This window comes from Nocardia sp. NPDC005978, from assembly GCF_040614455.1.
Classification (GTDB): domain Bacteria; phylum Actinomycetota; class Actinomycetes; order Mycobacteriales; family Mycobacteriaceae; genus Nocardia.
On record NZ_JBEXUS010000011.1, the window covers coordinates 73,774 to 97,833 of the forward strand.

Here is a 24,060-nt window from a genome sequence, read left to right on the forward strand (position 1 = left end):
GGGAGTCGGACACTCCGGACCGGCGGCGAGCCGGTCGGGCCCGCATCGGTCGGCCGGGTCGCATCCGAGCGCGCCGCCGCGGGTAGGTGACGGGTCGACCGGGACAGCGCCCGCGCAGCGACACCATTCGCGCTGCGCACGCGATTGTTCCGGGTTTCACCAGCCGGACCCCGCTGTCAGGCGGAGACTCTCCGCGGTGCTGTGGGATGCAAAGACTCGGCCGAGTCGGTCGTCGAGCCCGGGTATACCTGCGAGCGGCTCGACCGTCCGGTGGCACGCCGTGACGCCGGAATCAATCGCGGATCACGTCCGGCACTGGCTCGAGTGCGGCGTACAGATTGTGCCGCGGTGCCGGATCCGAGTGATCGTGCGTCCGGGGGTCAGCCCTCGCGGCGCGTCGTGCGGACGTCGCGCTGGAGCACGACCTGGACGACCGCGTCGGTGCGGGCCAGGAGTTTGTGGGGGTCACCGGGTTCGATGTGGATGACGCTGCCGGGCTCGAGGACGTGGGAGGTCGTGCCGGCGGCGGTCGTGACGTCGAGGTCGATCACGCCGGAGACGCAGGTGATGAAGATCGGGCCGACTGCCCGGTGTTCGTCCAGGAGCTGGCCCGCGCGAAAGCTGATGCGCACCAGGGTGAGCCCGGTGCCGTGCAGCAGGCGCTGCGGGTTGGGGGTCGCGCCGTCGCGCGGCACCCAGGAAGTGGTGTCGTGGACTATCGGGGCGGTGCTGGTCGTCACGCGTTCGGCTTTCTGGCGATGATGGAAATGGCGATGAGGGCGTCGCGATGGGTTTCGAAGGTGGCGCGCATGGCGAGTACGCGTTCGCGGGCGGGGCGGTCGCGCAGGATGTTGCACACGATGCGGGCGGTGCCGAGCAGACCCTCGTCGGCGATCACTCGGCGCGGTCGCAACAGGGCCATGGGCGCGAAATCGATGGTGTCGACGACGAATCCGGCCGCGGTGAGGGTGGCCGCCCATTCCGAAGCGGTCAGCGGCCGGGCGTTGACCTTGATCGAGCGGGACATCGCCTTGCGGATCTCGGTCTTGATCTCCTCGGGCAGATCGTCGGGGCGCAGCGCCAATTCGTGGATGGCGTACCGTCCGCCGGGCCGAAGCACCCGGAACGCCTCGGCGATGATCTCGGCCTTGTGCTTGTCGGTCTGCATGGTCAGCATGGCCTCGCCGATGACCGCGTCGGCGGAATCGCCGGCCAGACCCGTGGCGGCGGCGTCACCCGCGGTGATCTCGCCCCGTCCCCCGATGGCCGCGGTGGTGAGCGCGGCGGCGGCCGGATCGGCTTCCACGCCGCGATAGCTCGCGGGATCGTGCCCGAGAATGAGCGCGGCCGTCTTGCCCAGACCGGGCGCCAACTCGACCACCTCGGCCCCGCGCAGGGCTGCCGCGTCGAGCATGCGCTCGGTCATGGCCTTGCCGCCGGGGCGCAGGATGCGCTTGCCGAGCCGGGCCAGCAGCCAGTGTCCGGGGATGTGCGCGGAGTCGCGTTCGTCGAAGGGCAGGGGTGTGGTCATATCGCGGTGTTCCTACAATCAGTCGGATCGGTCATCGGTCGTGGCGTGAGAGGAGCGAAATGGCCACCGTGCCCCGGCAGCGGGATCGGGTCTTCGCCCTGGTGCGCGATTCGCTGCAACCGCTGGACGCGCCGGTCATCGCGCAGGCGCTGGGGATTCACATCACCACGGCGCGATTTCACCTGAACTCGCTCATCGAGGCGGGTCTGGTCGAGGGCACCTGGTTGCCGTCGGAGACCGTGGGCCGCCCGCGCAAGGGGTACGTGGCGGTCGGGGCCGATCCGATCGCGCCGGTGCTGGCCGCGCTGCTCGCCCAGCTGGGGGACACCCCGGCGGATCGGCGTGCGAAAGCCGCTGCGGCGGGCCGGGTCTGGGCGGACACCCTCACCGGCATCAGCGCGGACGACTCCGGTCTGCCCGATCCGGTCGGCGTGCTGTCCACGACGCTGACGCGGCTGGGTTTCCAGGTCTCCTCTGCCATCTCGAGTTTCGGCACGCACGAGATCGCGCTGTGCAACTGCCCGCTGCGGCGCATCGCGGCCGGGTCGCCGGAGATCGTGGTCGGCATTCAGCAGGGCATGATCGAACGGATTCTCGAGCGGCATTCGGCGGCGCTGGCCGCGCAGTACGAGGTCGACGTGCGGCCCGACGCGAGTGGCGACTGCGGCGTGACGCTGCGGCTCACCGTGCGACCACCGCAGGGCGCGACCACCGCGGGTTGAGTTCACCGTCGCACACCTCTTTTCGATAGTCCGGCCGGTCCGGGGCCTCGGCTGCTTCGCGGCCGAGCTATTTAAATGAGTCTTGACCGTCGCCGTTAGGCTAGGCTAACTTAGCGCCTTCAACAGTATGTTTACCACGTCGCCGCGCTGTTAGGTGAATCACGCGAAAGGCTAAATAGATGAAAAACCGCCGAAGTCTGGCCGGGGTGCTCGCCGTGCTCGCGGCCGTGCTCGCGGTCTTCGCGCCGACCGCGACCGCCGCACCCGAGGGCTTCCGGATCACGCGGGAGGTGCCGACGCTCGCCGATCTCGAGGAGCAGGTCCGGTTCCTGGTGGAGACCGCCGCCTCCGACGAGGCCAAGGCCGCCAATCTCGAAGGCGGGATGAACGCGGTCGTGGTTCCGCGCACGGTCTACAACCTCGGGCTGTTCCGCGCGCCCAAGGGCTGGAACGAGGTGACCGGACCCGAAACCCACAGCGGCGACGAGCACACCGCGATGCTGCACACCAATTCCGCGGGGCGGCCCGGGATCGTGATGAAGGTGACCTGGAAGCGCATCGACGGGGTGTGGAAGCTGGCGAACAGCTCGCTGTGCGAGGGCGTCAAAACCGTCGGGCTGCCCATTCCGTGCACGTTCTGATCCCGCCGCGATGATCGAGATCGAGGGCCTCACACTGCGTTACGGCGCGACGACCGTGCTGGACGTTCCGGAGTTGACCGTCGCGGACGGGGCGGTGACGTATCTGCTCGGGCTCAACGGGACCGGCAAGACCTCGCTGCTGCGTTGCGTCTCGGGCATTCTGGCGCCCGGCGCCGGGAGTATCCGGGTCGACGGCGCGCCGGTGCGCGCCGGGCACAGCACGCCGCCGAATCTCGGTGTGCACCTGGACTATCGGGCCTTCGATCCGCGCCATACCGCGCGCCGGCATCTGCGGTGGATCGCTCGAGCGCGGGGGATCGCCGGCAGCCGGGTCGCGGCGGTGCTGCGGCTGGTCGATCTGGAATCGGTGGCCGATCGCAGGCTCGGCCGGTACTCGCTGGGTATGTTGCAGCGCGTGGGCATCGCGGCCGCGCTGCTCGGCGAGCCGCGCACGCTCATCCTCGACGAACCGGTCAACGGGCTCGATATAGCGGGCATCCTGTGGTTGCGGGAGTTGCTGCGGCGCTTGGCCTCCGACGGCGTGTGCGTGCTGGTCACCAGTCATCTGCTGGACGAAGTGGAGCGCAACGCGGACGCGATCGTGGTGCTGGGACCGGGCCGGGTGCTGGCCGCCGAACCACTTGCGGCGCTGGTCGTGCCGGGGGTGCGGCTCGAAGACGCCTATCTGCGCCTGACCGGTCCGGTGGGGGCGTCGTGAGCGGCGTCGAGGTGGTGCAGCCCGCGCTGCGGGTGCGCTGGGGCCGTGCGATCGCCGCGGAGTGGACGCGCACGTCTGGGCGCGGGTTCCTCTGGAGCATCGCGGTGCCGCTCACGGTCGGGTTGCCGTTGCTGGTCACCTTTGCGATCGCGGCTGTGGCGGAACGATTCGCGCGGATTCCGGGGCAGTCGGCCATCACGTCGGTGAGCACCACCAACGCGGTGTACTGGGTGATCACCTTCGCGACCGCGATCATGATGGTGACCGCCGCCTACGCGCACGGCGTGCAGCGCCGGGGCGATGTCCGGGATCTGGAAGCGTTTCTGTTCCCGCGCGCCTGGGTGGCGGCGGCAGCGCGGTGGGTGTTCTACGGGGGCATCGCGGCGGTGTCGACGGTGGTGTTGCTGGTGATCGTGCTGGTCGCGCTGCCCCGGCTGTTTCCGCTCGTGTACGGGGAGGTGGATCTCACCGATGCCGCCGGGCTCCGATTCCTGTGGACGGTACCGATGTACGCGTTCGCCGCGTGCGGGATGGGCATCGCCGCGGGGGCGGTGATCCGGACTCCGTCGGCGGCGGTCGCGGTGCTGCTGTTCTGGGTGTACGTGGCCGAGAACTCGATCAGTCTGCTGCCGCACGGGTATACGGTGCAGGCGTACGCGCCGTTCCTCAACGCGGTGGCCGCCACCGGTCAGGAACTCGCCTTCCTGCCGCGGTTCGGGCGCAACGGGTCGCTGGTGTACTTCGTGGTAGTCACGGTGGCGGTGTTCGCGGTGGCGGTCGGCCCGTGGGCGTGGCTGGGACGTGTTCGGCGGCACCGTGGTGCGGTCGCGGTGCAGGGCGCTTAGCGCCACCTGCGGGTCCTGTTCGGGCGGGTCACCAGCCGCCGTCGAACAATGCCGCGAGGCCGGACGCCGGATCGCCGGCATTGGTCGTATTCGCCACCGCCACCACGATCGTGGCCATCGCCGTCAGAATCGACAGCGCGCCGAACGCGGTCAGCACGCGCTTCGCTCGCGAACGCGCGGGCTGGGCGGTGGATTTACGCCACATCAGCACGCTCAGCGCCAGCAGGTCGGCGGCCACCAGGGCGGCGGCCACCGCGACGACGACGTGATAGCGCGTGAAGTCGTCCAGCATGACATTCAGTGCGGCGGGCGCGCGTTCGCCCGAGGTCGCGGCCTCGGCCAACCGCTGCCGCACCTGATCGAGGGTCTCGGCGAGCGCGGGATCCGGTGGGCCGTCGATCAGGAAGGGCAGGAGTGAGGCGAAAGGCGCTATCGCGCCTTGGATATTGGCGATCACCAGCATCGCGGCGAACAACACCAGCGCGGTGGTGACGACTCCCGCCGCACCGAGTGCGAGTCTGCCGTTCGTGCTCGATTCGTGTGTGCGAACGAACGCGCGCCACAGCAGCACCGTGAGCGAGATCAGCACGAACAGCAGCACGCCCGCTATGACGGCCTTGCTCAGGTGATAACGGAACCAGTAGTCGACGATGCGCTGCAGATCCGCCGGGAAGGCGGATTCCCCCGTGCGCCAGTAGGTATCGAAGGCCGTGCGAAACTCGCCGCGCAGCGCGTCCGCGTCGCCGAAGGACGCCCCCTCGCGGGCGGCGAGCGCGCGGGGCGCGATCACGAAGGCGATACCCAGGACCACCGCGCCCGTGGCAAGCAGGCCGAGCACGCGCCCGGGGAAGTTCGTCCGGACCGGCGGCGCCGGGGGAGCGGCCACGAACCACCTCCGCGTGATCGGGGAATGTGCCCGGCAGCCTACCGAATCCGGGCGTCGCGGGGTCGGAACGCGCTAGGCGGAGACCCCGTCTCGCGCTGGAACATGACCGAGAACGCCGCGGGGGTGTCGTAGCCGAGGTGTGCCGCGACGGCGGTCACGGTTTCGCCGGTGGCCACGGCGCGCAGGGCGTGCGCGACGCAGGCCCGCTGTCGCCACCGCTGGAAGGTCATGCCGGTTTCGGTACGGAAGACCCGGTTGAATGTTCTTGTGCTGATGCGCATTCGGAGCGCCCAGTCCTCGGGGGTGGACCGGATCGTGGGGGCGAGCTGGAACTGCTCGCACAGCCCGCGCAGTTCGGGTCCAAGGGGCAACGGTAGTTCGAAGGGCAGCGGGGTCAGATTCCGCAGCTCGTACAGCAGGAGATCGGCCAGGCAGGCGTCGCGGCCGCGCCGGGCGTATTCGGCGGGCATGTCCACCGCGGCCAGCAGCAGCTCGCGCAGCAGCGCGGACACCTCCACCACCTGACAGCGCGCCGGAAACCACGGCACCGCGCCGGGTTCCAGATACAGGCTGCGGGTGCTGACGCCCGCCATCAGCACCGCGTGCTCGACCTCGGGTGGAATCAAAGCGGCGCGCTGTGTCGGAACCGTCCAGCTCCCGTGCGCGGTGTCCACCCGCATGACCCCGGTCGCCGCGTACAGCACCTGTGCGCGGCGATGCCGGTGGGCGGGCAGGGGATGCGACACCGGATAGTCGGTGCCGATCGCCAGTACCGCCCGGTCGATCGAATCGACGTCGGCCACCGCGATGTTGCGCATTCTGATCACCCTAGGTGCGTGGCGGATTCTCACGGTAAACGGTCCGAACATCGAATGTGCGCCCCCTGTTCCGCGTCATACGGTTCCCGGGTGCTGACATCGTTCCTGCTCCTGCTGTGCTGCGGCTGTCTGACCGGCGTGACGACCGTCCTGTTCGGGTTCGGTGGCGGCTTCGTGACCGTGCCCGTGGTCTACGCCTTCTCGGCCGCCACCGCCGGCGCCGATGCCATGCACGTGGCCGTGGCGACGTCCGCCGCCGTCATGATCGTCAACGCCGCGCTCGCGACGGTCGCCGCCGCCCGCACCGGCGATCTCCGCCCCGAGTTCCTGCATCCCCTGGCGCTTTTCATCGCCGTCGGCGCGGTGGCGGGGGCCGCGCTCTCGACCGCGGTCCCCGACCGGGTTCTGCAACTCTTGTTCGCCGCCTACCTGCTGATCACCATCGCCGATATCGTGCTGCGCGCCGGGTTCATCACTGCGCCGGATCGGCCGGGCACCCGGCCGATGCCGCTCCCACCCGTCAGCGGTGTCGGAATAGGCGCGGTCGCAGCGCTTCTCGGCGTGGGCGGCAGCGTGATGACGGTCCCGCTGCTGCGCCGCGCCGGTCTGCCCATGTCCGAGGCGGTGGCGATGGCCAACCCGCTCGGTCTGCCGGTGGCCGTCACCGCGACCGTGGTCTACGCGCTGGCGACACCGGTAGCGGCGCCCGCCGGTAGCTACGGTCACGTCGACCTCTTGGCTGCCGCCGGGCTCCTGGCCGGGGCGTTGCCGACGATCGGCCTGCTGAAGAGGTCGCCGCCCGCGATTCCCGACCGCTTCCACGCGATCATCTACCCGGTCTTCCTCACCGTCGTCCTGGTTGGGATGATCACCGCCGCCTGCGCCGTGAATACGTAGGGCCCGTGTGGAATTCGGGTCGACGCTGGCGGTGGTGACCGCTCGAATCCGGAACTCGGAGCCGAACCGATGGGTCTCCCGAGTGGGCTGAATCGACGGGGGCGACGGAACGCGGGTGCTCCGAATGCTTGTCGCTGCCGATTCAGTCGGGCTGCGGTCGGGACCTTTCGAGTACGCGGACCGGTTCGTCTCCGGTCACCGTCGCGGCCGGACTCTGCGGTCGTCGGGGCCGGACCGCCGGTGTGATCCGAGCCGGTGGGCCTGCGGCACAATCTGATTCGTGAGCATGTGGGATTATCATCCGGGCGCGTTGTCCTGGGCCGACGTCGACCCGGCGACGCACGCATTCGATGCCGATGAGGCCGCCGGGGTGATCGGTGCGCTGCCGCCGCCGGACAGCGCGGATCCCGAGCGCTGGGTCGTGTCGGTTTCCGAAGCGGTGGGGGAGCGGTACGGGGTGTGGGCCTACGGGTGGGCCTGGGGGTGCGATGAGTCCGATTTCGGTGGCGGGCCGATCTCGGAGTGGTGCTGTCTGCGCCATTCGGTCGGTGAACCGGACGAGACGGTCGCACGGACCGTGCGGGCCCTCGTGGAGTGGCGGGGTTGGCTCGAACGGCTGGCGAGGCGCTTCGGGGAGCTGGGGGTGCCCCCGGGGTCGTCGGAATCGCGGATAACGGTGTGGGAAGACGCAATTCCGCTGCTGGTGACCGAGGTCGTGGCACAGACCAACGCGGGTGACGCGTGGTACCGGCATGCGGCGCAGGTGCTGGGATGGTTCCTGGCGCGGGAAGGGGTTTCGCCGGACTTCGCCGACGCGCTGGTCCATTCGGCGATCGGCGGGCGTTTCCGGAGCTGGGTCGGCCCGGACCAGGCGGTCGTGGCGGATGTCGCCGAGCGGGTGGCCGACGGGTTCTTCGAATCCGATGCGTGATGACCTGCGGTCCTGGCTCGGGGTGCGGGCGGCGGTGCCGTGGGGTGAGATGGGCAGGCGGGATGTGGGGCCGGTGGCGGGGCGGCGCGACGGGGTTGTGTCCTACGTGAAAGCCTCGGGCTGGGACTCGGCGCGCGTCGAGCGGGTGTGCGCGGCGCTGGCCGCGGAGCGGTCCGATTCGGAGCTGACCTTCGAGCGGCTCGCGGAGTGGCATCGAATCGCTATGGGAGCGGGCGAGATCGAGCGATTTCGCGTGCTTCCCGCGTTCGCCAAGGGTGGTCGCGAGCGGTATGGCGTCGACGCGACTACCGCCGGGGAGTTCGCGAATTGCCTGCGTGAGGCCGCCGAACCGGGGATGGCGCCGGCGGCGCGGGCCGCTCGGGTCTACCTGGATGTGTGTTTCTTTCATCCCTTTTCCGACGGCAACGGGCGTGCGGCGATGCTGGCGTTCGATCATGTGCTGGGGCGGGCCGGGGTGGTGCTCGATCAGGCCGGGCCGGTCTTCGCGGTGAGTCGCCGGGCTGATGACCCGGAGGGGGCTCGGGAGCTCGTGCGGCTGGTCGATATTTTGATCGCTGCCGCAGAATCTCGTGCGCGGTGATCGCGGGATTTGAATTGCCAACGTGTCTAAATAGTGCTGTAGCACAATGGAATTGAGCTCTGGAACCGCAGTCGAGGCTCCCGACCGGTCCCCGCCGTCCGTCAGGACTCGGCGAGCCGCAGCCGTGCCACCACGGCCCGGTGGTCCGTTCCCGGGATCGTGTGAGAGTTGATCTCCAACGCATGCCCCCCGGCTATCAGAACCCGGTCTATGCCGATGAACGGTCCGAACGGCCGATCGGTGGGCCAGGTCGGCAGGGCGGCCACGCCGAGGAGTTCGGCCGCGTCGGCGTAGCGGCCGGTCAGCAGCGAGCGGTAGGGCGCGTGGTCCCAGGTCGCGTTGAAATCGCCGCCCACCAGAACGGGTCCGGACTGGGCTTCGAGGATTTCCGCGATCCGGGTCAGTTCCCGGTGCCAGACGTCGGCGTTCGAGAGCGGGGGGATCGGGTGGAGGGCGAAGACCGTGACCGGGCCGCGGTCGGGGTGGATCATGGTGGCGCGCAGGTTGTTCAGCCAGAAGCCGTCGAACTTCACGCCGTCCCGCAGTGGATAGCGGCTGAAAATGCCGGTGCCCTGGCCGCCGCCGGACGGCGCGGTGAAGCGGTGGGGGAACAGGTCGGCCAGGCCGGCCGCGTCCAGGCGGATCAGTAGGTCGGGGGTGAGTTCCTCGATGGTCAGGACTTCGGCCGAGTTGTCGCGGGCCGCGGTGACCACCGCTTCGGGTGAGCCGTGGCCGAGCATCAGATTCGACTGCATCACAACCACATCGGTACCGGGTGGCGCGGAGCCGTCCGGCCACAGCATCGGCGCTTGCGACCACAGCGCGGCGGTCGTGACCACGACTGCCAGCGCCGTGCTCACCCACCGGCGCGTAATTGCGAACAGCAGCAGGGCCGGAATCGCGAACACCATCAGGTACGAGGCGAACGACGCCGCGAGGACCGCCGGCTCCCACGCCGTGGTGCTGTAGTGCAGGCCCACCCCGGCGCCCGCGGCGACCATTCCCGTCCAGCCGGCGATCACTCCGACCCAGCCGAGCCATCCCCGCTTGCTCGGTCGTGCGATGCGCTCGGTGACCCGCTGATCCTGTGTCAGCTCATCGATACTCACAGAAAATCTCCCCTCCCCGTTGGCGCCGCCCACCCTACGCGACGCCGCGCACACCCTTCGTACCCCGTGAACGACGCAGGTCCGGGGCTCGTGGAGAGCCCCGGACCCGGTCCGGCCGAACACGCCCCCGCAGCGCGAGGGCGTCGGTCGACTACTTGTTCAGACCCGCCTCGATCGCGTCGATGATGCGCGGGCGCAGTTCGGCGGCGCGAATGATCGCGTCGACCGATCCGACCTGCACGGCGCGCTGGATGTTGTGCACGCCGTCGAATTCGGCGGCGACCTCACCCAGCTTCTCCGCGCGGACCGAGGAGCGCATCTCGTCGAGCTCGGCGGTGAGCACCGCGCGATCCGCGCCGATGGCGTTGGCCGCTCGGGTGCCCAGGTCCCGCACTCGCGAGTCCGCGCCGGTGCGGGCGTTGACCTCACCGGAGAAGACCACGGCCGCGGCCGGAGCGCCGCCCAGCACCGAGGCGAACGAACCCTCCAGGGCCAGCACCGTCATGTTCGGGTTGAGCGCTTTGGAGAACACGACGAACGCGCCGCCGTGGTAGCGCGAGATCACGCAGAACACGATCGGGCCCTGGAAATTGACGATGGCCCGGCCGATTTCGGCGCCGTACTCGAGCTGGAGCTTGCGCATCGATTCCGGGGAACCGTCGAAGCCCGAGAGGTTGGCCAGCACCACCAGCGGGCGGTTGCCGCTCGCGGTGTTGATCGCACGCGCTGCCTTCTGCGAGGAACGCGGGAAAAGCGTTCCCGCGGTGTAGGTGTCGGGACCGTCGGTCGGGGTGAGGCCGCGTCGCACCACGCCCCGCGATTCGATACCCAGCAGGCACACCGGGATTCCGCCCAGGCGCGCGTCCTGCACCACCGCGGTCTCGGCGTCGGCCATGCCTGCCCAGCGCTCGAGCACCGGATGATCCTGATCGGCCAGTGCCCGCATGACGGTGCGAATGTCGAAGGGCTTCTTGCGATCCGGGTTCGCGGTCGCGGAGAAGATCTCGCCGACGGTGGTGAAATCGCTGTCCGCCAGCACATGCGGGAAATCGGAGATGTCGCGGTCGATCGGGTCTCCGGTCGGCGCGCGGCGCGGTCCCTGCTCACCCGGGGCCACATAGGTGTGGTCGTAGTGCGACATCAGAACTTCGCGCGCCGCGGTCAGGTTCGGGGCCCAGTACTGCGCCTGGCCGTTGGGGCCCATGACGCGGTCGTAGCCGCCGATGCCGAAGTTGTCCTCGGCCGAGACGCCGCCGGAGAAGTCCAGGGACTGCTTGCCGGTGAGCACCATGGCCGAATCCGGGGTCATCACCAGGATGCCCTTGGTGTGCATGAGCATCGTGGCTTCGGCGTTCCAGTACGGCTGCGCGCCGACGTTGATGCCCGCGACGACGATATTGATCTCGCCGCCGTCCTGGGTGAATTCGACGATGCGCTTGAGCGCGGCCGCCACCCAGTCCATGTTCTCGGTGCCGGACTCCATGGAGATGCGCGCGCCCGAGGACAGTGCGTACCACTCCAGCGGAACTCGCAGCTGCTCGGCCAGATCCAGCGCGGCGATGACGCGGCGGCATTCCGGCTCGGACAGCGCGCCGAGGGACTTGGTCGGATCGCCGAGCAGCACCACGCGGGTGACGCCGTCGGGATGCCGCTCGGTGCGGGTGGTCACCACACCGGCGACCAGTGCGGCGCTGTTGCGCCCCTTGGGCCGGTCGACCGGCACCAGCGCGTGATCCGAGTCCAGGTCGTGCTCGGTGAAATCGCCCAGCAGACCGGTCAATTCGTACGGGTACACGGTGTTGCGGCTGCTGGCGCGCAGCACCTTCTGCCGGTACTCGTCCAGCGGCTCGACCGGCTCGTCCGAGCGATCGACGATGCTGACCTCGGTGCCGCCGATGGCGTCGAACGAGATCCGGACCGCGATCTTGACCAGTTCGTCGGTGCGGGCGTCGCGCTGACGGGCGATGAGCAGGATCTCCTCGAGTCCCGTGCCCGCCGTGGTCGGCTGCACGTGTCCCGCAATGGTTTCCAGCTCGGCCCGGGTCACATCGACCGGCGGCCAGATGTACATGACGATCCGGTTGGTGTGCAGTCGCTTGGCCGAGGGCCGCTGGGACTGCGCGCGCCGGATGGAGTCCAGGCAGGTGGCGATCGTGGTCTCGGCGGTCGGCAGCGCGAGCAGCCGGCCGTCGTGCTCACGCAGGGCCGCCAGGTCGCGGACCTGGGCGAAGGCCACCAGTCGCTCGTCGGAGGGGTTCTCCTTGGCGACCGCGCGGAACAGGTACACCTCTTCGTCGTCCGAGGACGGCAGTCGGGTGAGGTCGAACTTGTGCAGGCGCTTCATCTGCATGCGCTGCGCGATGTACGGGTGCAGGCCGCGGATGAGGCGTTCCTCGTCCAGCCCGGTGGTCGAGGGCCGGAAGGTGAAGTGGTGGTGCATGACCGCGCCGCCGCTGCCCGCGACCGTGCAGGTGATGCGATGCACCTGATTCGGCATGGGCTGGGCGTTGAGGACTTCCTGCAGGGCCACGGCCATGGCGTCGAAGTCCTCGGGCTGGCCCTCCCAGCCCAGGTAGATGTCGGCCTCGATCGAGGCGGCGCCACCGGCCAGCTCGATGAGCCCGCGCACCGCGGTGTCCAGGGCGTGGAAGCTGACCGCGGCCGAAACCAGGCTCATGCCCTTGCGCTCGGCGATCACGAAGGTGCAGTCGTCGGCCTCGGTGGTGCGGACGCCGGTGAGACCCTTGTTGCCGTAGTAGCGGCGGGTCAGGACCTCGAGCATCGCCGAGTTGTCCATCTTGCCGCGCTCGAGCCGCTGGCCCAGCAGCCGCACCAGGGGCTCGGTGCTGCGGACCATGTCGGAGATGCGCTCGGCGCGATCCGGGGTGTTCGGGTTCTCGTCGAAGTGCCGCAGCTGCCGGCGGACATTGGTGTACACCCGAGCGCGGTTGCGGCGCAGCAGCGGCAGGCCGTACCAGGCGTAGACCACACCGCGCGAGAGATCGGCGATGACCGGGAAGCGCACCTGCGTGGCGGCCACCAGACGCTCGAGCGCCAAGCCGACCGGCTCGCGCAGCGTGCCGTTCGGCACGGGCTCGCGGACCCACTTGCGCAACAGCGTGGTGATCACCGCGACGGTCTCGGCCGGGCGCTGCTGCGCCAGGAAGATGCGGAAGACCGCGGCCTCGAGCTCGGGCGTGCGATCGAGCTCGGTGATTCCGTAGTGCCCCAGCGCCTTACCGAGCTTGGCCTTGAACGATTCCGGCAGACCGGCCCGCTCCACGTCCAGGCTCTGCAGGTAGGTGTGGAAGTACTCGCGGGCGCTGTGGACGTGGCTCTGCGCGCCGTCCTCGTCCCACGAGCGGTTGTGGCTCAGCTCGGCGAGATCGGCGAAGACCTCGACCAGTTCGAGCTCGTCGGCCAGCGGGCGCTGATTGTCGGCGAGGGCTTCCGCGCGCGCGGCGAGGTAGTCCTCGAGGACACGCTGTTCCTGGTGCGGATCCTCGTCGAAGCCGAGCAGCAGGCTGCGCAGATCCTGCAGGCCGCGAGCCATGCGCTCGGCGGTGCCCGCGGGGGTGGGCCGGTCGGGCAGGTCCAGTTCGACCGCGCCGACGGCCGCGGCCTCGCCCGCTCCGTCGTCGTCCGCGATCGGCTCGAGGCGCATGAGCGGCGCACCGGTTTCCACCTGGGTGCCGACCGATACGGTGCATTCCTTCAACCGGGCCTTGAACGGCGCGCGCAGCACCGTTTCCATCTTCATGCTCTCGAGCACCAGGATCGGCGCTCCCGCTTCGACTTCCGCGCCGACCGCGAGCGGGGTCGCGACCACCAGCGCGGGCGCGGGGGAGCGGACCACGCCGCCCTCGTCCCGGCTGATGCGGTGCGTGACGCCGTCGATGTCCACCACGGCGATGGGGCCGTGGGTGCCGGTGGTCAGGCGGTAGCGGATGCCGTTGACCACGATCTGGCCGGTGTGCTCGTCGAAGCGCTCGAGATCGACGTCGGCGGTGCGGGTTTCGGCGCCCGCCTCGATGCCGATGCGGAAGCGGTGCGCGCCGATGCGGGCGACTCGCACCCGGTAGCCCACGCCGCGCAGCTTGAGATCGTGCGGGCGCCCGCTCTCGTGCTGCACCTGCGGCCGGCCGCCGGACGCGGTGGACAGCAGGCGATGCCGCTCGGCGCTCTCCTCGTCCTCGTAGGCGTCGATGGCGGCCGCGGCCAGCGCGACGGTCGAATGCCGTTGCGAGACCAGGCGGCCCTCGCCGCGGACGCGGTCGATCCAGCCGGTGTCGGCCGAGCCGTCGATGACCTCGGGCTGAATCAGCAGGTCCAGGACGAAACTCTTGTTGGTCGCGCCGCCTTCGATGACCACGCGGGTCTGCACCATGGCGCGGCGCAACCGGCCCAGCGCCTCGTTGCGATCACGGCCGTAGGCAATGATTTTCGCGATCATGGAGTCGAAATCGGCGGGGATGGTGTCGCCTTCGCTGACACCGGTGTCCACGCGGATGCCCGGGCCGGCGGGCAGATCCAGGCGCACGATGCGGCCCGGCGCCGGGGCGAAATCACGGTCCGGGTCCTCGGCGTTCAGGCGCGCCTCGATGGCGTGCCCGCGTTCGGCCGGGGGCTCACCGGTGAGCGGGATGCCCGAGGCCACCATCAGCTGAGCGCGCACCAGGTCGAAACCGGTGGTGTACTCGGTGATCGGGTGCTCGACCTGCAGGCGGGTGTTGACCTCGAGGAAGGCGAAGAGCTGGTCGCCGGGGTGGTAGAGGAACTCCACCGTCGCCGCGCCGCAGTAGCCGACCGCGATGGCCAGGCGCTCGGCCGAGCCCTTGAGGTCGGCGACCTGCTCGGGCGAGAGCACCGGGGAGGCGGACTCCTCGATGACCTTCTGGTTGCGGCGCTGCACCGAGCAGTCGCGCACGCCCAGCGCCCAGGCGGTGCCCTGCCCGTCTGCGATGACCTGCACCTCGACGTGGCGGGCGCCGGTGACCAGGCGCTCGAGGAACACGACGCCGCTGCCGAAGGCACGGGCGGCTTCCTGGCGGGTGCGCTCGTAGGCGTCGACCAGTTCGTCCTCGTTGGTGATGACGCGGATGCCGCGCCCGCCGCCGCCGGCGGTGGCCTTGAGCATCAGCGGGTAGCCCACTTCGGCGGCGGAGGCCAGGGCCTCCTCGACGGTGCCGACCGCGCCGCGGCTCCAGGGCGCGACGGGCACGCCCACCTCTTCGGCGATGAGCTTGGCGCCGATCTTGTCACCGAGTTTGCGCATGGCATCCGGGTTCGGGCCGATGAACGTCACGCCGATGCGCGCGCACAGCTCCGCGAACGCGGGATCCTCGGCGACGAAACCCCAGCCGACCCAGGCCGAATCGGCGCCGGTGGCGAGCAGTGCCTGCTCGAGCACCTTCAGGTCGAGGTAGGGGCGATTGGCAGCCGGTCCGAGGTCGTACGCGACGTCGGCTTCGCGCACGAACGTGGCGTTGCGATCGACGTCCGTGTACAGGGCGATCGTCTGTATCGGCAATCCGGTCTCGGCGGCCAGATCCCGGACAGCATGGATGAGGCGCATGGCGGCCTCGCCCCGGTTCACGATGGCGATGCGGCTGAACACTCGCCTGCTCCTTCCACTGCACTGGCCCGATCGGGCGCGGATTTCGAGTATCGGTCCCGCGTAGTCTGCACCTAATCGCGCCCAGGTACACGGCATGTGGTTGTTACTCGCACGTATCCTTGGGAATACCTCGTATAGGCCCGGTCACGGGTGGGAGAATTTCCGGTGGGCGGCCGACCGGTACCGGACAAGGACCGTGCGAATCGGACTCGAACAAGGGAGGGGCGTCCGGCCGCGAGCCCATCCCGTCCAGCTTTTCCTGACTCAGCTTTTCCGGGCTCCGCGACGGCGGGCCGTCCAACTGGCAGCGTCGCCGAGTGGCTCTCGAGCGTCCTGCCGCGGTGTAGGAGGTGATTCGCGTGACCGACATTCTCGATGTGCTGCACGCGCGCTGGGCCGAGATCGCGGGCGAAGCGCTGCTGTCGGGCCGGGAACAACCCGATCTCACGCTGACCACTCGCGAGGTGCTGGACCTGATCGATCACATCGCCGAATTGCACCGGCGCTGCGACGAGTTCGATCTCGAATATCGCGAGATCGAGCACCAGTACGCGGTGCTGCGCGGGGCGAGCGCCGATTCGGTCAAGTCCTTCGAGCGCATTCGGGCCACGCTCGAACAGCGCACCGCTCATCCCGAGGCCCGAGTCCGCCAGGCCTGCACCATCGCTCGCGCCGCCGCCGAGCGACTGACGGCCGCGAGCGCCGACGCGGACGACGCGCTCGGCTGATTCGGCACACTCCCGCTGCCCTCGTGCGCATTTCGTGATCCGGGGATCGGATTCGACTGGGCGCGAGGGCACTCGGTATCCCTTTATGGTGAAGGCCGACGGGCCTGCCCGCCGAGAGGAGTTGCCGATGGCCGCCGAACACTTTCTGCCGTTTCGCAAGAGCACGGTCGTAGCGCTGTGCGCGGGGGAGTTGCCCGCCGACGAACGGGAGTCGTTCCTGGAGTTCGCGCGATTACTGGCGGCGATGGCGCAGCACCGGATTCATGTGCGCGGTGAGCGGGTGCTGGACGCGTACGAGATCGTCGATCCGGCCGAGGACGTGCGCACCGTGCGCACCGCCACCGCGCGGGATCGGGCCGATGCGCGCGCGGTGGTCGAACGCGAACTCGTCGCCCTGGCCGCCGAGGCCGACTTCATCCGGATCGAAGCGGACGAGATCGAACAGGCCTTCGCCGAACACGATCTGATGAAGGTGCGCCTCGAGGTCGAGGACGAGAGCATCGACACGGTCATGTTCTTCCGCCGCGGCACCCGCCCGTGCACGGAAGAGGTGAAGTCCTTCTACGGATTACGCCGGCGGACCGTCGAGTTCACCAGCTACGCCAAGGTTCTGGTGTACATCGCCTTCACCGAGCGCCCGGACGCGACCGAGCGCGAGCCCAGCGGCGGGGTGCTGCTCAAGATGTTCCAGGATGTGCCGCGCAACGACCTGGAGATGCTGTATCCGACCGTGCGCGTGCGGATGCGGACCAAGGACAAGGTGCTCATCGGGGTGCCCGCGGTGCTCTCGGGCCTGGTCGTGCTGGCCACGAAACTGCTGGCGTCACTGGGTTTGATGGTGCTGCTGCTGGCGTTCTGGGTCGGGATCCGCGAGGAGACGGTGCGCCTGGATCAGGCGGCGCTGGTCACCCTGTTCGCCGGGCTGGCGGCCCTGGGCAGCTACCTGTGGCGGCAGTTCTCCAAGTTCAAGAATCGCAAAATCAAGATGCTGAAGACGCTGCAGGAGCACCTGTACTTCCGCAATCTCGGCAACGGCGCGGGGGTGTTCCATCATCTGCTCGACGCCGCGGCCGAATCCGAGGTCAAGGAAACCCTGCTGACCTATCACTTCCTGCGCACCGCCGAACAGCCGCTCACCGCGGCCGGGCTCGATCGCGTGGTGGAGCAGTGGTTCGGCAGGCACTGGGACACCACGTTCGACTTCGACGTGCGCGGCGGGCTGCGGACGCTGCGGCAGCTGGATCTGCTCACCGAGGACGAGCAGGGCGTGCTCGGCGCGATCGCGCTGCCCGAGGCCAAACACCGCCTGGATCGGCACTGGGACAATCTGTTCCACATGCCCGTTCCCGGCGCGGCGGGGGTGCCCACCGTCAGTCGATGAACGCCTCGCGGAAGTGCGCGGCCAGATCCAGGCCGGCCGCCTCCGCCGGGGAGACCCACCGGTGGTCGTCGTGCTCGTCCGGATTGAGAGTGACCGGGCCGCCGCCGTTCTCGGTCACGTCGTAGACGCGGGCGTTGATGCGCAAGGGCTTTCCGGCCACGTCCATCCAGGAGTGCGCCGCTCGCTCGGCGACGACCTCGATGCGCAGTCCGGTCTCCTCGGCGACCTCGCGGACCGCGGCGTCCTCGGGGCGCTCGCCCGCTTCGATGCCGCCGCCGGGCAGCTCCCACCGGCCGGCCAGGAACACCCCCGGCGCGCGCCGGACCAGCAGTACCGCGCCCGCGCGTTCGACCCGGCAGTACACCAAATTCTTCTCCCGCATCCGACGATCATGCTGCCCGGGTCGCGGGTGCGCCAATCACGATTCCGGCGAAACAGTTGTGTGGGACTCGCGGTCCCATATATTCTGATTGTGACGCGCCACACGGCCGCATGTGCCGGATGGCCCGAACGAGGAGACACCGATGACGCTGTCGCAATCGGGTAGCAAACTGTTCGACCAGGACTATCGAGACGCGCTGGCGACCCTGTCCGAGGGGTCCGTCAACCGCAACTTCGATCCGTACCTGGACATCGCATGGGATGCACCGGAATTCGCGATCGATCCGAACGACCCCCGCTGGGTGCTGTCGCCGGAATACGACCCCCTGGGCGCCACGCAGTGGTACCGGGACCTGCCGCTGGAACGGCAGATCGAGATCGGCAAATGGCGGATCGCCAATGTCATCAAGGTCGGCGCGGCCTTCGAGAGCGTGCTCATCCGCGGGATGATGCAGTACATCATGAAGCTGCCCAACGGGTCGCCGGAGTTCAGGTACTGCCTGCACGAGATGACCGAAGAGTGCAATCACATCCAGATGTTCCAGGAACTGGTCAACCGGATCGGCGTGGACGTGCCGGGCATGCGGCGGCTGTTCCGGGTGCTGTCCCCGTTCATCGGGGTGGCCGGCGGCTACGCCCACGTGATCCTGTTCATCGGCATCCTCGGCGGCGAGGAGCCGATCGACCACTACCAGAAGTCGCTGATCCGAGACGGCGACGCGGTGCCGCCGGCGGTGCTGCGCACCATGGAGATTCACATCGCCGAGGAGGCGCGGCACATCTCCTTCGCCGGTGAATTCCTGGCCGCGCATCTGGCCCGCATGAATCCGGTGTCCAAAGCGGTTGCCGCGGTGTCGTTCCCGCTCGCCATGCGCTGGCTCGCCGGGGAGATCATGGCGCCGTCCAAGTCCTTCGCGCGTCAGTTCGACATCCCCGACGAGGTTTTCGCCGAGGCGTTCTGGGGCGGAGAGCAGCAGCGCCGCATCCTATCCGGATACTTCGGGGACATGCGGAAGCTGGCCGGTGATCTGGGGCTGATGAACATGGTCACCAAACCGCTGTGGTCGCTGCTGCACGTGGGCGGCGAGCCGTCCCGGTACCGGAGCGAGCCCGAGCGCGGAAACCGGCACGCGGCCTAGGGATTCACGTCGTTGCTCGGTCGGCGACCGCGAGCGCGGCCGTGGCCGGTGCTCGTTCGCCGCGGTTCATCGCCCGCGGCGGATCTCATCGGGACGCGTCGTCGGCGAGCTCGGCGAGCACCTCGAGCAGCGGGCGATCCGGATCCAGGCCGATGCCGTGGTCGCGGGTGACCGCGTCCAGCACGCTCCAGATGTAACCGGTGACGGTGGTGACCAGCGTGGCGCGATCCAGGTCCGGATCGGGGTCGCGTGCCCAGCGGGTCACCGTCGCCTCGGTCATCGCCACGATGGCGAAACACATGGTGTCGATGGCCGGTTCGTCCACCACCCCGACCACCCCGGCCAGGCCGGACACCAGTCGCCGGGTGCGTGCGGAGATGGCGGTGGCCAGGCCGGTGGCGGCGTCGAGATCGTCCGGATCGCCGACGGCCGGGCCCTTGCGCAGGAAATCGTGCAGCCGGGGATGGGTCTCGAACCAGTCCACGACCGTCGAGACCGCGCGGGCGAGGATCTCCCGGATCGAGCCGAAGCCGACGTCCAGTGCGGCGTCGAGGGTGTCGGTGAAGCGTTCGCCGATGGCGGTGCGCACCCGGCGGTCCAGATCGTCGCGGCCGTCGAACTGGCGGTAGACCACCGACTTGGCCAGTCCGGCCCGGTCGGCGATCTGCTGCATGGAGGCGTCGGCGTGCTGCTGTTCGAGCAGCTCGATCGTGGCCGCGATGATGCGCTCGCGGCGTTCGTCGTTGTGCGGCTGCCAGCGCGCCTGCCGCCCACCGGGGGCGGCTGACGCGGGTGACTGCGTGGTCGGCACGGGTCCAAGTCTAGAACACCGGGGTCCGCTCGCCGGGGCACTCGCGCGGGTGGCGGGGCGCCGGCGGCGTGCGGGCCGGAAGGTGTTCGTGGGGAAGGGGTTCGGGTGTCACGCCTCGTGCGCGCTGCTCGCTCCGGCCAGGACGGCGTCCCGGTCGGCGGCGCGTGTGCGCGCGTACTCGGCGACGGCGCGGGCGTAGTCGGCGTCCCCGCGCGCGGTGCAGGCGTGCACCAGCTGCTCACCGGCCTCGTGCAGGTGCGCGCTCGGGCCCTGTTCGGCCAGCAGGACCACGATCGCCTCCCAGGTCTCGGCGTGCTGATCGGGCAGGTTGAGCAGTTCTTCGAGGTAGTGGCCGGGCTCGAGCAGCCGCAGCGCCCGGCGAGCGTAGGCGTGCACCCGGCGCGGTAGTTCGGTGCGAATGAGCTCGATGTCGCCCTGATCCACGTGCCCCGGATGGCCGGGAAGAATTCGCATGGACCACATTTCGGTGAGGGAGTCGGGCAGGGCGGAGTCGGTGAGCAGTCCGGGGCCGGTGGCGGCCGACAGCGGGGTGGGTTCGGCGCCGAGCCGGGCGGCGCGCCAGGTGCAGAACTCCCACCAGGGGGCCGGGGTCGCGCTCAGGGTCAGGCCGAAGCTCAGTACCTGCTGGCCGCCGGTGTAGGTACGGAAGGTGCGGGTGCGGCCGATCGCGGCCACGCCCTCGGGCTCGACCCGGGTCCAGGTCGGCTCCTCGCCATCAAAAGCGTAGGGCTCCAGCAGTTTTCCCGTGGTTCGCATCAGGCGGCGCAGCGCCGAATCCGGTGTAGCCATTCGGGCAGATTACTGGCGCGGTGCGACAGATCCGGGGAACCGCACCGGTGCCATGTCGCGCTCGAATCGATCTTGGTGTCCGGATCGGGGTCGGCCGCGCCGAGAGGTTGACAATTCCGGGCGCATCGAAATACCGTCGGTATTCGAATACTGTCGGTATCAACATTGTGGTTGAACGAGGGGTGTAGGGCATGAGGTATCCAGGGACCGGTGCGGATCGGGTTCGCCGCGGCGGCGCCGAGTTCTCGGCGGGTGCGCGATGAGCGGGGTCCGGCAGCCGCGCGTGGTGATCATCGGCGCGGGCGTGTCCGGCATCGCGAGCGCTATCACGCTGCGGCGCAACGGCTTCGACGACTTCGTGATCCTGGAGAAGGGCTCCGACGTCGGCGGGGTGTGGCATTGGAACCGCTACCCGGGCCTGACCTGCGACGTGCCCTCACAGGTGTACCAGTTCGGCTTCGCGCCCAAGCCGGACTGGTCACGGGTGTTCGCGCCCGGGGCGGAGATCCAGCGGTATCTGGCCGACGTGGTCGATGAGTTCGGACTGCGCCCGCACGTGCGCGTCGATTCGGAGGTGGTGTCGGCGGAGTTCACCGGGACCGGCTGGCGGGTCGAGACCGTGGGCGGACAGGTGCACGAGGCCGATTTCGTCATCTCCGCCACCGGCGTGCTGCACCACCCCGCCCGGCCCGCGATCCCGGGCCTGGACGAATTCACCGGCGATGTCGTGCACACCGCGCGCTGGGACGATGCCGTGCGCACTGCGGGCAAGCGGATCGCGGTGCTGGGGACCGGGTCGACCGGGGTGCAGGTCGTGTCCGCGCTGCAGCCCGCGGCCGAGCGCATCACCCATTTCGTGCGCAGCCCGCAGTGGGTGATCTGGGCCCCGATGTGGTTGCCGCAGCCCGCGGTCGTCGGCGCGGTGCTGGATCGGATGCCGGCGCTCAATCGCGCGCTGCACCGGGTCGGCATGGCGGGTGCGAAGGCGTTCACCGATGTCGTCACCCGGCCGAGCTGGCGGCGGCGGGCGGTGCAGGAGTACGCGCGCCTGAGCCTGCGCGCGCAGGTCGCGGACCCGAAGCTGCGTGCGGAACTGACGCCCGACTACGAGCCGCTGTGCAAGCGACAGGTGTTGTCCGGCACCTACTATCGCGCCCTGCGCGCCCGCAACGCCGAGCTCGTCACCGCCGGTATCGAGGAGATCACCCCGACCGGCATCCGCACCGCCGACGGCAGGCACCACGAGGTGGACACCATCGTGCTCGCGACCGGATTCCGCGCGCACGACTACATGCGGCCCATGAAACTCACCGGCCGCGCGGGCATCTCGATCGACGACGCCTGGGCGAAGGGACCGCGCGCCTACCGCATGACCGCGATCCCCGGATTCCCCAACTTCTTCACCGTCCTGGGGCCGAATTCACCCACCGGTTCGATCCCCCTGCACCACGCCGCCGAGGTCACCGCCCGCTACATCACCGCGTGGCTGCGGCGCTGGAGCACAGGCGAGTTCGATACGGTCGAGGTCACCGAGGCCGCCACGGACCACTTCGGCGACCAGGTGGGCGAGGCCCTGCAACCCACGGTCTGGAACACCGGCTGCAACTCCTGGTACTTCACCGAAGGCGGCCACATCGACCTTCTCCCCTTCGACCGCCGGACGATGGAGGAGATGCTCGCCGCCCCGGAAGATGGTGACTTCCACCTGACCAAGTCCTGACCGTCCCGCAGGATGTCGCCGCCCACGCTCGCCGCGCGGCGCGGGCGGCTGGTCCGCGCCGTTCCGATTCGGGCCGGAATGGATCGTGTGCGCGTCGGACGCGGCGGTGTGACGCCGGTGCATCCGAGGGAGTCCGAATCCGCGTCCGAGGGAGTCTGAATCGGCGGGATCAGCCCGGCCACTGGTGAACTCGGGTCTGGGGGACGATCGCCGGGGCCTGGGTGGCGGGGACTTGCGGACGCGGGGCCGAATAGGTGGGAACCACCTGTTGGGCCGGTGGGGCCGGGGCCACGTAGGGCTCGGTCTCGACCGGGGGCGGGACCTCGGCGGGCGGGGCGGTGGTCGCGGGCGGCGGGGGTGCGGTGGTGACCGGCGTGGTGGTAGTGGAGACTACGGCGACGGTGGTGGAAGGGGTTGTCGTCGTGGGGGATTCGGAGTTGCCGCGGATCGCGAGGGTGATGGCGACCGTGGCCGTGATCGCGGTGAGAAGGACGCCGGAGACGGCGGCGGCGCGTCGGCCCGGGCGGGCGGGCGGTGGGAAGTCCGCGACCATGACCGCGGCGGGGGAGCCGGGGAGAGCGGGCTTCTCGGTGTGTGGCTGTGGGCCGAGGGGGCTGGATTCGGCGATCTCGGGGGTGGAAGCGGCTGGGAGGGAGAGCTTTTCGGCGGAAGGGGGTGCTGTGGCGCGGAGGTCGGGGCCGTCCGCCTGCGGCGGATCGCCTCGGAACGGCGCGGGCTTGCCGAGGTCCACCGGTGCGGGGATCGGGACAGGCCGCGGTGCGGCGGCTCCGACGACGGTGGGGATCGCCGCCTCGTCGCGGGATGCGCCGTCGCGCCGGGGCGGGCTGTCGGTGCGGGCGGCCGTGTTCGACACCACCACCGGGCGGGCTGGTGCCGCGCGTTCGGTGGGCGCGATGGGCGGGAGCGCGCGGGCCGCGGCCTCGGCCAGCGCGGTGCACGTGGGGTAGCGGGCATCGGGGGACTTGGCCAGGGCGGTGGCCAGGACGGCGTCGAGGTCGGCGGGCAGATCCGGGCGAACCTCGCGGGGAGAGGGCGGGGGTGCGGTGAGGTGGGCGCCGATCACCGCGGCTTGATCCTTGCGGGCGTAGGGCTGGCGGCCGGTCAGGAGCTGGAAGAGCGTGCAGCCCAGGGAATAGATGTCGGCGCGGTGGTCGGCGGGGGTGCCGCCGAAGCGTTCGGGTGCCGCATAGGCGAAGGTCGCGGCGATGCCGGACAGGGTGACCGTGTCGTCCAGGGTGCGGGCGATGCCGAAGTCGGTGAGCACGGCGCGCTCGCCGTGCCCGCGGCCGTGCTCGATGAGCAGGTTCGCCGGTTTGACGTCGCGGTGCAGGACGCCGCGCGCGTGCGCGTGGTCCAGTGCGGAGGCGGCGTCGGTGATCAGTCGCACCGCGCGGGCGGGAGCCAGTCCCGCCGGGTGGTGCTCGAGCAGCGCGGCCACGTCACCGCCCTCGATGTGCCGCATGGCCAGCCACAGCGCCGGATCGTCGAGTTCACTGCGGTCGTACACCGGCACGATATTGGGATGGTCGAGCCCGGCGGCCAGGTCGGCCTCGCGCGTGAACGCCGAGCGCGCCTTGGCATCCGAGGTGAAGGTCGCGGCCAGGACCTTGAGCGCGACCCGCCGCCGCAGGCGCGGATGCTCGGCCAGATACACCGCGCCCATCCCGCCCGCGCCCAGCAGCCGCTCGATGGTGAACCCGGCGAAGACAGACCCCGGCGGCAAACTCACTGCACCCTCCCCGCGCACGCCCGC

21 protein-coding genes are annotated in these 24,060 nt (G+C 69.9%); 11 read left to right on the forward strand and 10 right to left on the reverse strand.

Translation table 11 applies throughout. The features are described 5' to 3' along the window. Window positions 1-380 precede the first annotated feature (380 nt). Both ABZ319_RS07415 and ABZ319_RS07420 read right to left on the reverse strand, forming a co-directional pair. Window positions 381-740, reverse strand: a complete 360-nt coding sequence (locus ABZ319_RS07415) for a cupin (RefSeq protein WP_354985484.1) — start codon at window positions 738-740, stop codon at window positions 381-383. Then, on the reverse strand, window positions 737-1,531 hold the full coding sequence (locus ABZ319_RS07420; RefSeq protein ID WP_354985485.1) for a methyltransferase domain-containing protein: 795 nt from the start codon (window positions 1,529-1,531) through the stop codon (window positions 737-739). The genes ABZ319_RS07415 and ABZ319_RS07420 overlap by 4 nt, the downstream gene beginning before the upstream one ends. A 59-nt stretch (window positions 1,532-1,590) precedes the next feature. Here ABZ319_RS07420 and ABZ319_RS07425 point away from each other — a divergent pair, with 59 nt between their 5' ends. The 4 genes from ABZ319_RS07425 to ABZ319_RS07440 all read left to right on the forward strand — a co-directional run bounded on the left by ABZ319_RS07425 (window position 1,591) and on the right by ABZ319_RS07440 (window position 4,457). After that, entirely contained in the window at window positions 1,591-2,253 is a 663-nt protein-coding gene (locus ABZ319_RS07425) for a transcriptional regulator (RefSeq protein WP_354985486.1), read from the forward strand. Between the two features lie 179 nt (window positions 2,254-2,432). Further along, window positions 2,433-2,894 (forward strand): hypothetical protein, encoded by a 462-nt coding sequence (locus ABZ319_RS07430; protein ID WP_354985487.1) that lies wholly within the window; start codon window positions 2,433-2,435, stop codon window positions 2,892-2,894. Window positions 2,895-2,904: 10 nt separating this feature from the next. Continuing rightward, entirely contained in the window at window positions 2,905-3,612 is a 708-nt protein-coding gene (locus tag ABZ319_RS07435) for an ATP-binding cassette domain-containing protein (protein WP_354985488.1), read from the forward strand. Next, a complete protein-coding gene (locus tag ABZ319_RS07440) occupies window positions 3,609-4,457 on the forward strand; it encodes an ABC transporter permease (RefSeq protein ID WP_354985489.1) in 849 nt (282 codons plus the stop codon). The genes ABZ319_RS07435 and ABZ319_RS07440 overlap by 4 nt, the downstream gene beginning before the upstream one ends. A gap of 28 nt (window positions 4,458-4,485) precedes the next feature. Here ABZ319_RS07440 and ABZ319_RS07445 read toward each other — a convergent pair whose 3' ends face one another. Both ABZ319_RS07445 and ABZ319_RS07450 read right to left on the reverse strand, forming a co-directional pair. Continuing rightward, entirely contained in the window at window positions 4,486-5,343 is an 858-nt protein-coding gene (locus ABZ319_RS07445; protein WP_354985490.1) for a hypothetical protein, read from the reverse strand. Between the two features lie 38 nt (window positions 5,344-5,381). Continuing rightward, window positions 5,382-6,161: a helix-turn-helix transcriptional regulator gene (locus ABZ319_RS07450; protein WP_354985491.1), complete on the reverse strand. Its 780-nt coding sequence runs from the start codon at window positions 6,159-6,161 to the stop codon at window positions 5,382-5,384. Window positions 6,162-6,251: 90 nt separating this feature from the next. Here ABZ319_RS07450 and ABZ319_RS07455 point away from each other — a divergent pair, with 90 nt between their 5' ends. From ABZ319_RS07455 to ABZ319_RS07465, 3 genes are all read left to right on the forward strand, one after another. Beyond that, a complete protein-coding gene (locus tag ABZ319_RS07455; RefSeq protein WP_354985492.1) occupies window positions 6,252-7,058 on the forward strand; it encodes a sulfite exporter TauE/SafE family protein in 807 nt (268 codons plus the stop codon). 280 nt (window positions 7,059-7,338) lie between these two features. After that, window positions 7,339-7,989: a hypothetical protein gene (locus tag ABZ319_RS07460; protein ID WP_354985493.1), complete on the forward strand. Its 651-nt coding sequence runs from the start codon at window positions 7,339-7,341 to the stop codon at window positions 7,987-7,989. Between the two features lie 106 nt (window positions 7,990-8,095). Further along, window positions 8,096-8,590, forward strand: coding sequence for a Fic family protein (locus ABZ319_RS07465; RefSeq protein WP_354985494.1), 495 nt, complete (start codon window positions 8,096-8,098; stop codon window positions 8,588-8,590). Window positions 8,591-8,691: 101 nt separating this feature from the next. Here ABZ319_RS07465 and ABZ319_RS07470 read toward each other — a convergent pair whose 3' ends face one another. Continuing rightward, window positions 8,692-9,699 (reverse strand): endonuclease/exonuclease/phosphatase family protein, encoded by a 1,008-nt coding sequence (locus ABZ319_RS07470; RefSeq protein WP_354985495.1) that lies wholly within the window; start codon window positions 9,697-9,699, stop codon window positions 8,692-8,694. Window positions 9,700-9,850: 151 nt separating this feature from the next. Beyond that, window positions 9,851-15,316, reverse strand: a complete 5,466-nt coding sequence (locus ABZ319_RS07475) for a carboxyl transferase domain-containing protein (protein WP_354985496.1) — start codon at window positions 15,314-15,316, stop codon at window positions 9,851-9,853. A 359-nt stretch (window positions 15,317-15,675) separates the two neighbouring features. On the opposite strand from ABZ319_RS07475, the gene ABZ319_RS07480 reads away from it, so the two are divergent. Both ABZ319_RS07480 and ABZ319_RS07485 read left to right on the forward strand, forming a co-directional pair. Further along, entirely contained in the window at window positions 15,676-16,044 is a 369-nt protein-coding gene (locus ABZ319_RS07480) for a hypothetical protein (protein ID WP_354985497.1), read from the forward strand. 127 nt (window positions 16,045-16,171) lie between these two features. Further along, window positions 16,172-17,425, forward strand: coding sequence for a TMEM143 family protein (locus tag ABZ319_RS07485; protein WP_354985498.1), 1,254 nt, complete (start codon window positions 16,172-16,174; stop codon window positions 17,423-17,425). On the opposite strand, the gene ABZ319_RS07490 is transcribed toward ABZ319_RS07485, so the two are convergent. Next, complete coding sequence (locus ABZ319_RS07490) at window positions 17,415-17,807, reverse strand: NUDIX hydrolase (protein ID WP_354985499.1); 393 nt, start codon at window positions 17,805-17,807, stop codon at window positions 17,415-17,417. The two genes, ABZ319_RS07485 and ABZ319_RS07490, sit on opposite strands and share 11 nt — an antisense overlap. A 142-nt stretch (window positions 17,808-17,949) precedes the next feature. Between ABZ319_RS07490 and ABZ319_RS07495 the strand changes: the two genes are divergently transcribed. After that, window positions 17,950-18,945, forward strand: coding sequence for a diiron oxygenase (locus ABZ319_RS07495; RefSeq protein WP_354985500.1), 996 nt, complete (start codon window positions 17,950-17,952; stop codon window positions 18,943-18,945). 85 nt (window positions 18,946-19,030) lie between these two features. Here ABZ319_RS07495 and ABZ319_RS07500 read toward each other — a convergent pair whose 3' ends face one another. After that, window positions 19,031-19,756, reverse strand: coding sequence for a TetR/AcrR family transcriptional regulator (locus ABZ319_RS07500; RefSeq protein ID WP_354985501.1), 726 nt, complete (start codon window positions 19,754-19,756; stop codon window positions 19,031-19,033). Window positions 19,757-19,864: 108 nt separating this feature from the next. Next, the gene (locus ABZ319_RS07505; RefSeq protein ID WP_354985502.1) at window positions 19,865-20,566 is read right to left on the reverse strand and encodes a hypothetical protein; all 702 of its coding nucleotides are present in this window, start codon (window positions 20,564-20,566) and stop codon (window positions 19,865-19,867) included. 259 nt (window positions 20,567-20,825) lie between these two features. Here ABZ319_RS07505 and ABZ319_RS07510 point away from each other — a divergent pair, with 259 nt between their 5' ends. After that, window positions 20,826-22,286 (forward strand): NAD(P)/FAD-dependent oxidoreductase, encoded by a 1,461-nt coding sequence (locus tag ABZ319_RS07510; RefSeq protein WP_354985503.1) that lies wholly within the window; start codon window positions 20,826-20,828, stop codon window positions 22,284-22,286. A gap of 169 nt (window positions 22,287-22,455) precedes the next feature. Here ABZ319_RS07510 and ABZ319_RS07515 read toward each other — a convergent pair whose 3' ends face one another. Beyond that, window positions 22,456-24,036, reverse strand: a complete 1,581-nt coding sequence (locus tag ABZ319_RS07515) for a protein kinase (RefSeq protein ID WP_354985504.1) — start codon at window positions 24,034-24,036, stop codon at window positions 22,456-22,458. Window positions 24,037-24,060: the final 24 nt, after the last annotated feature.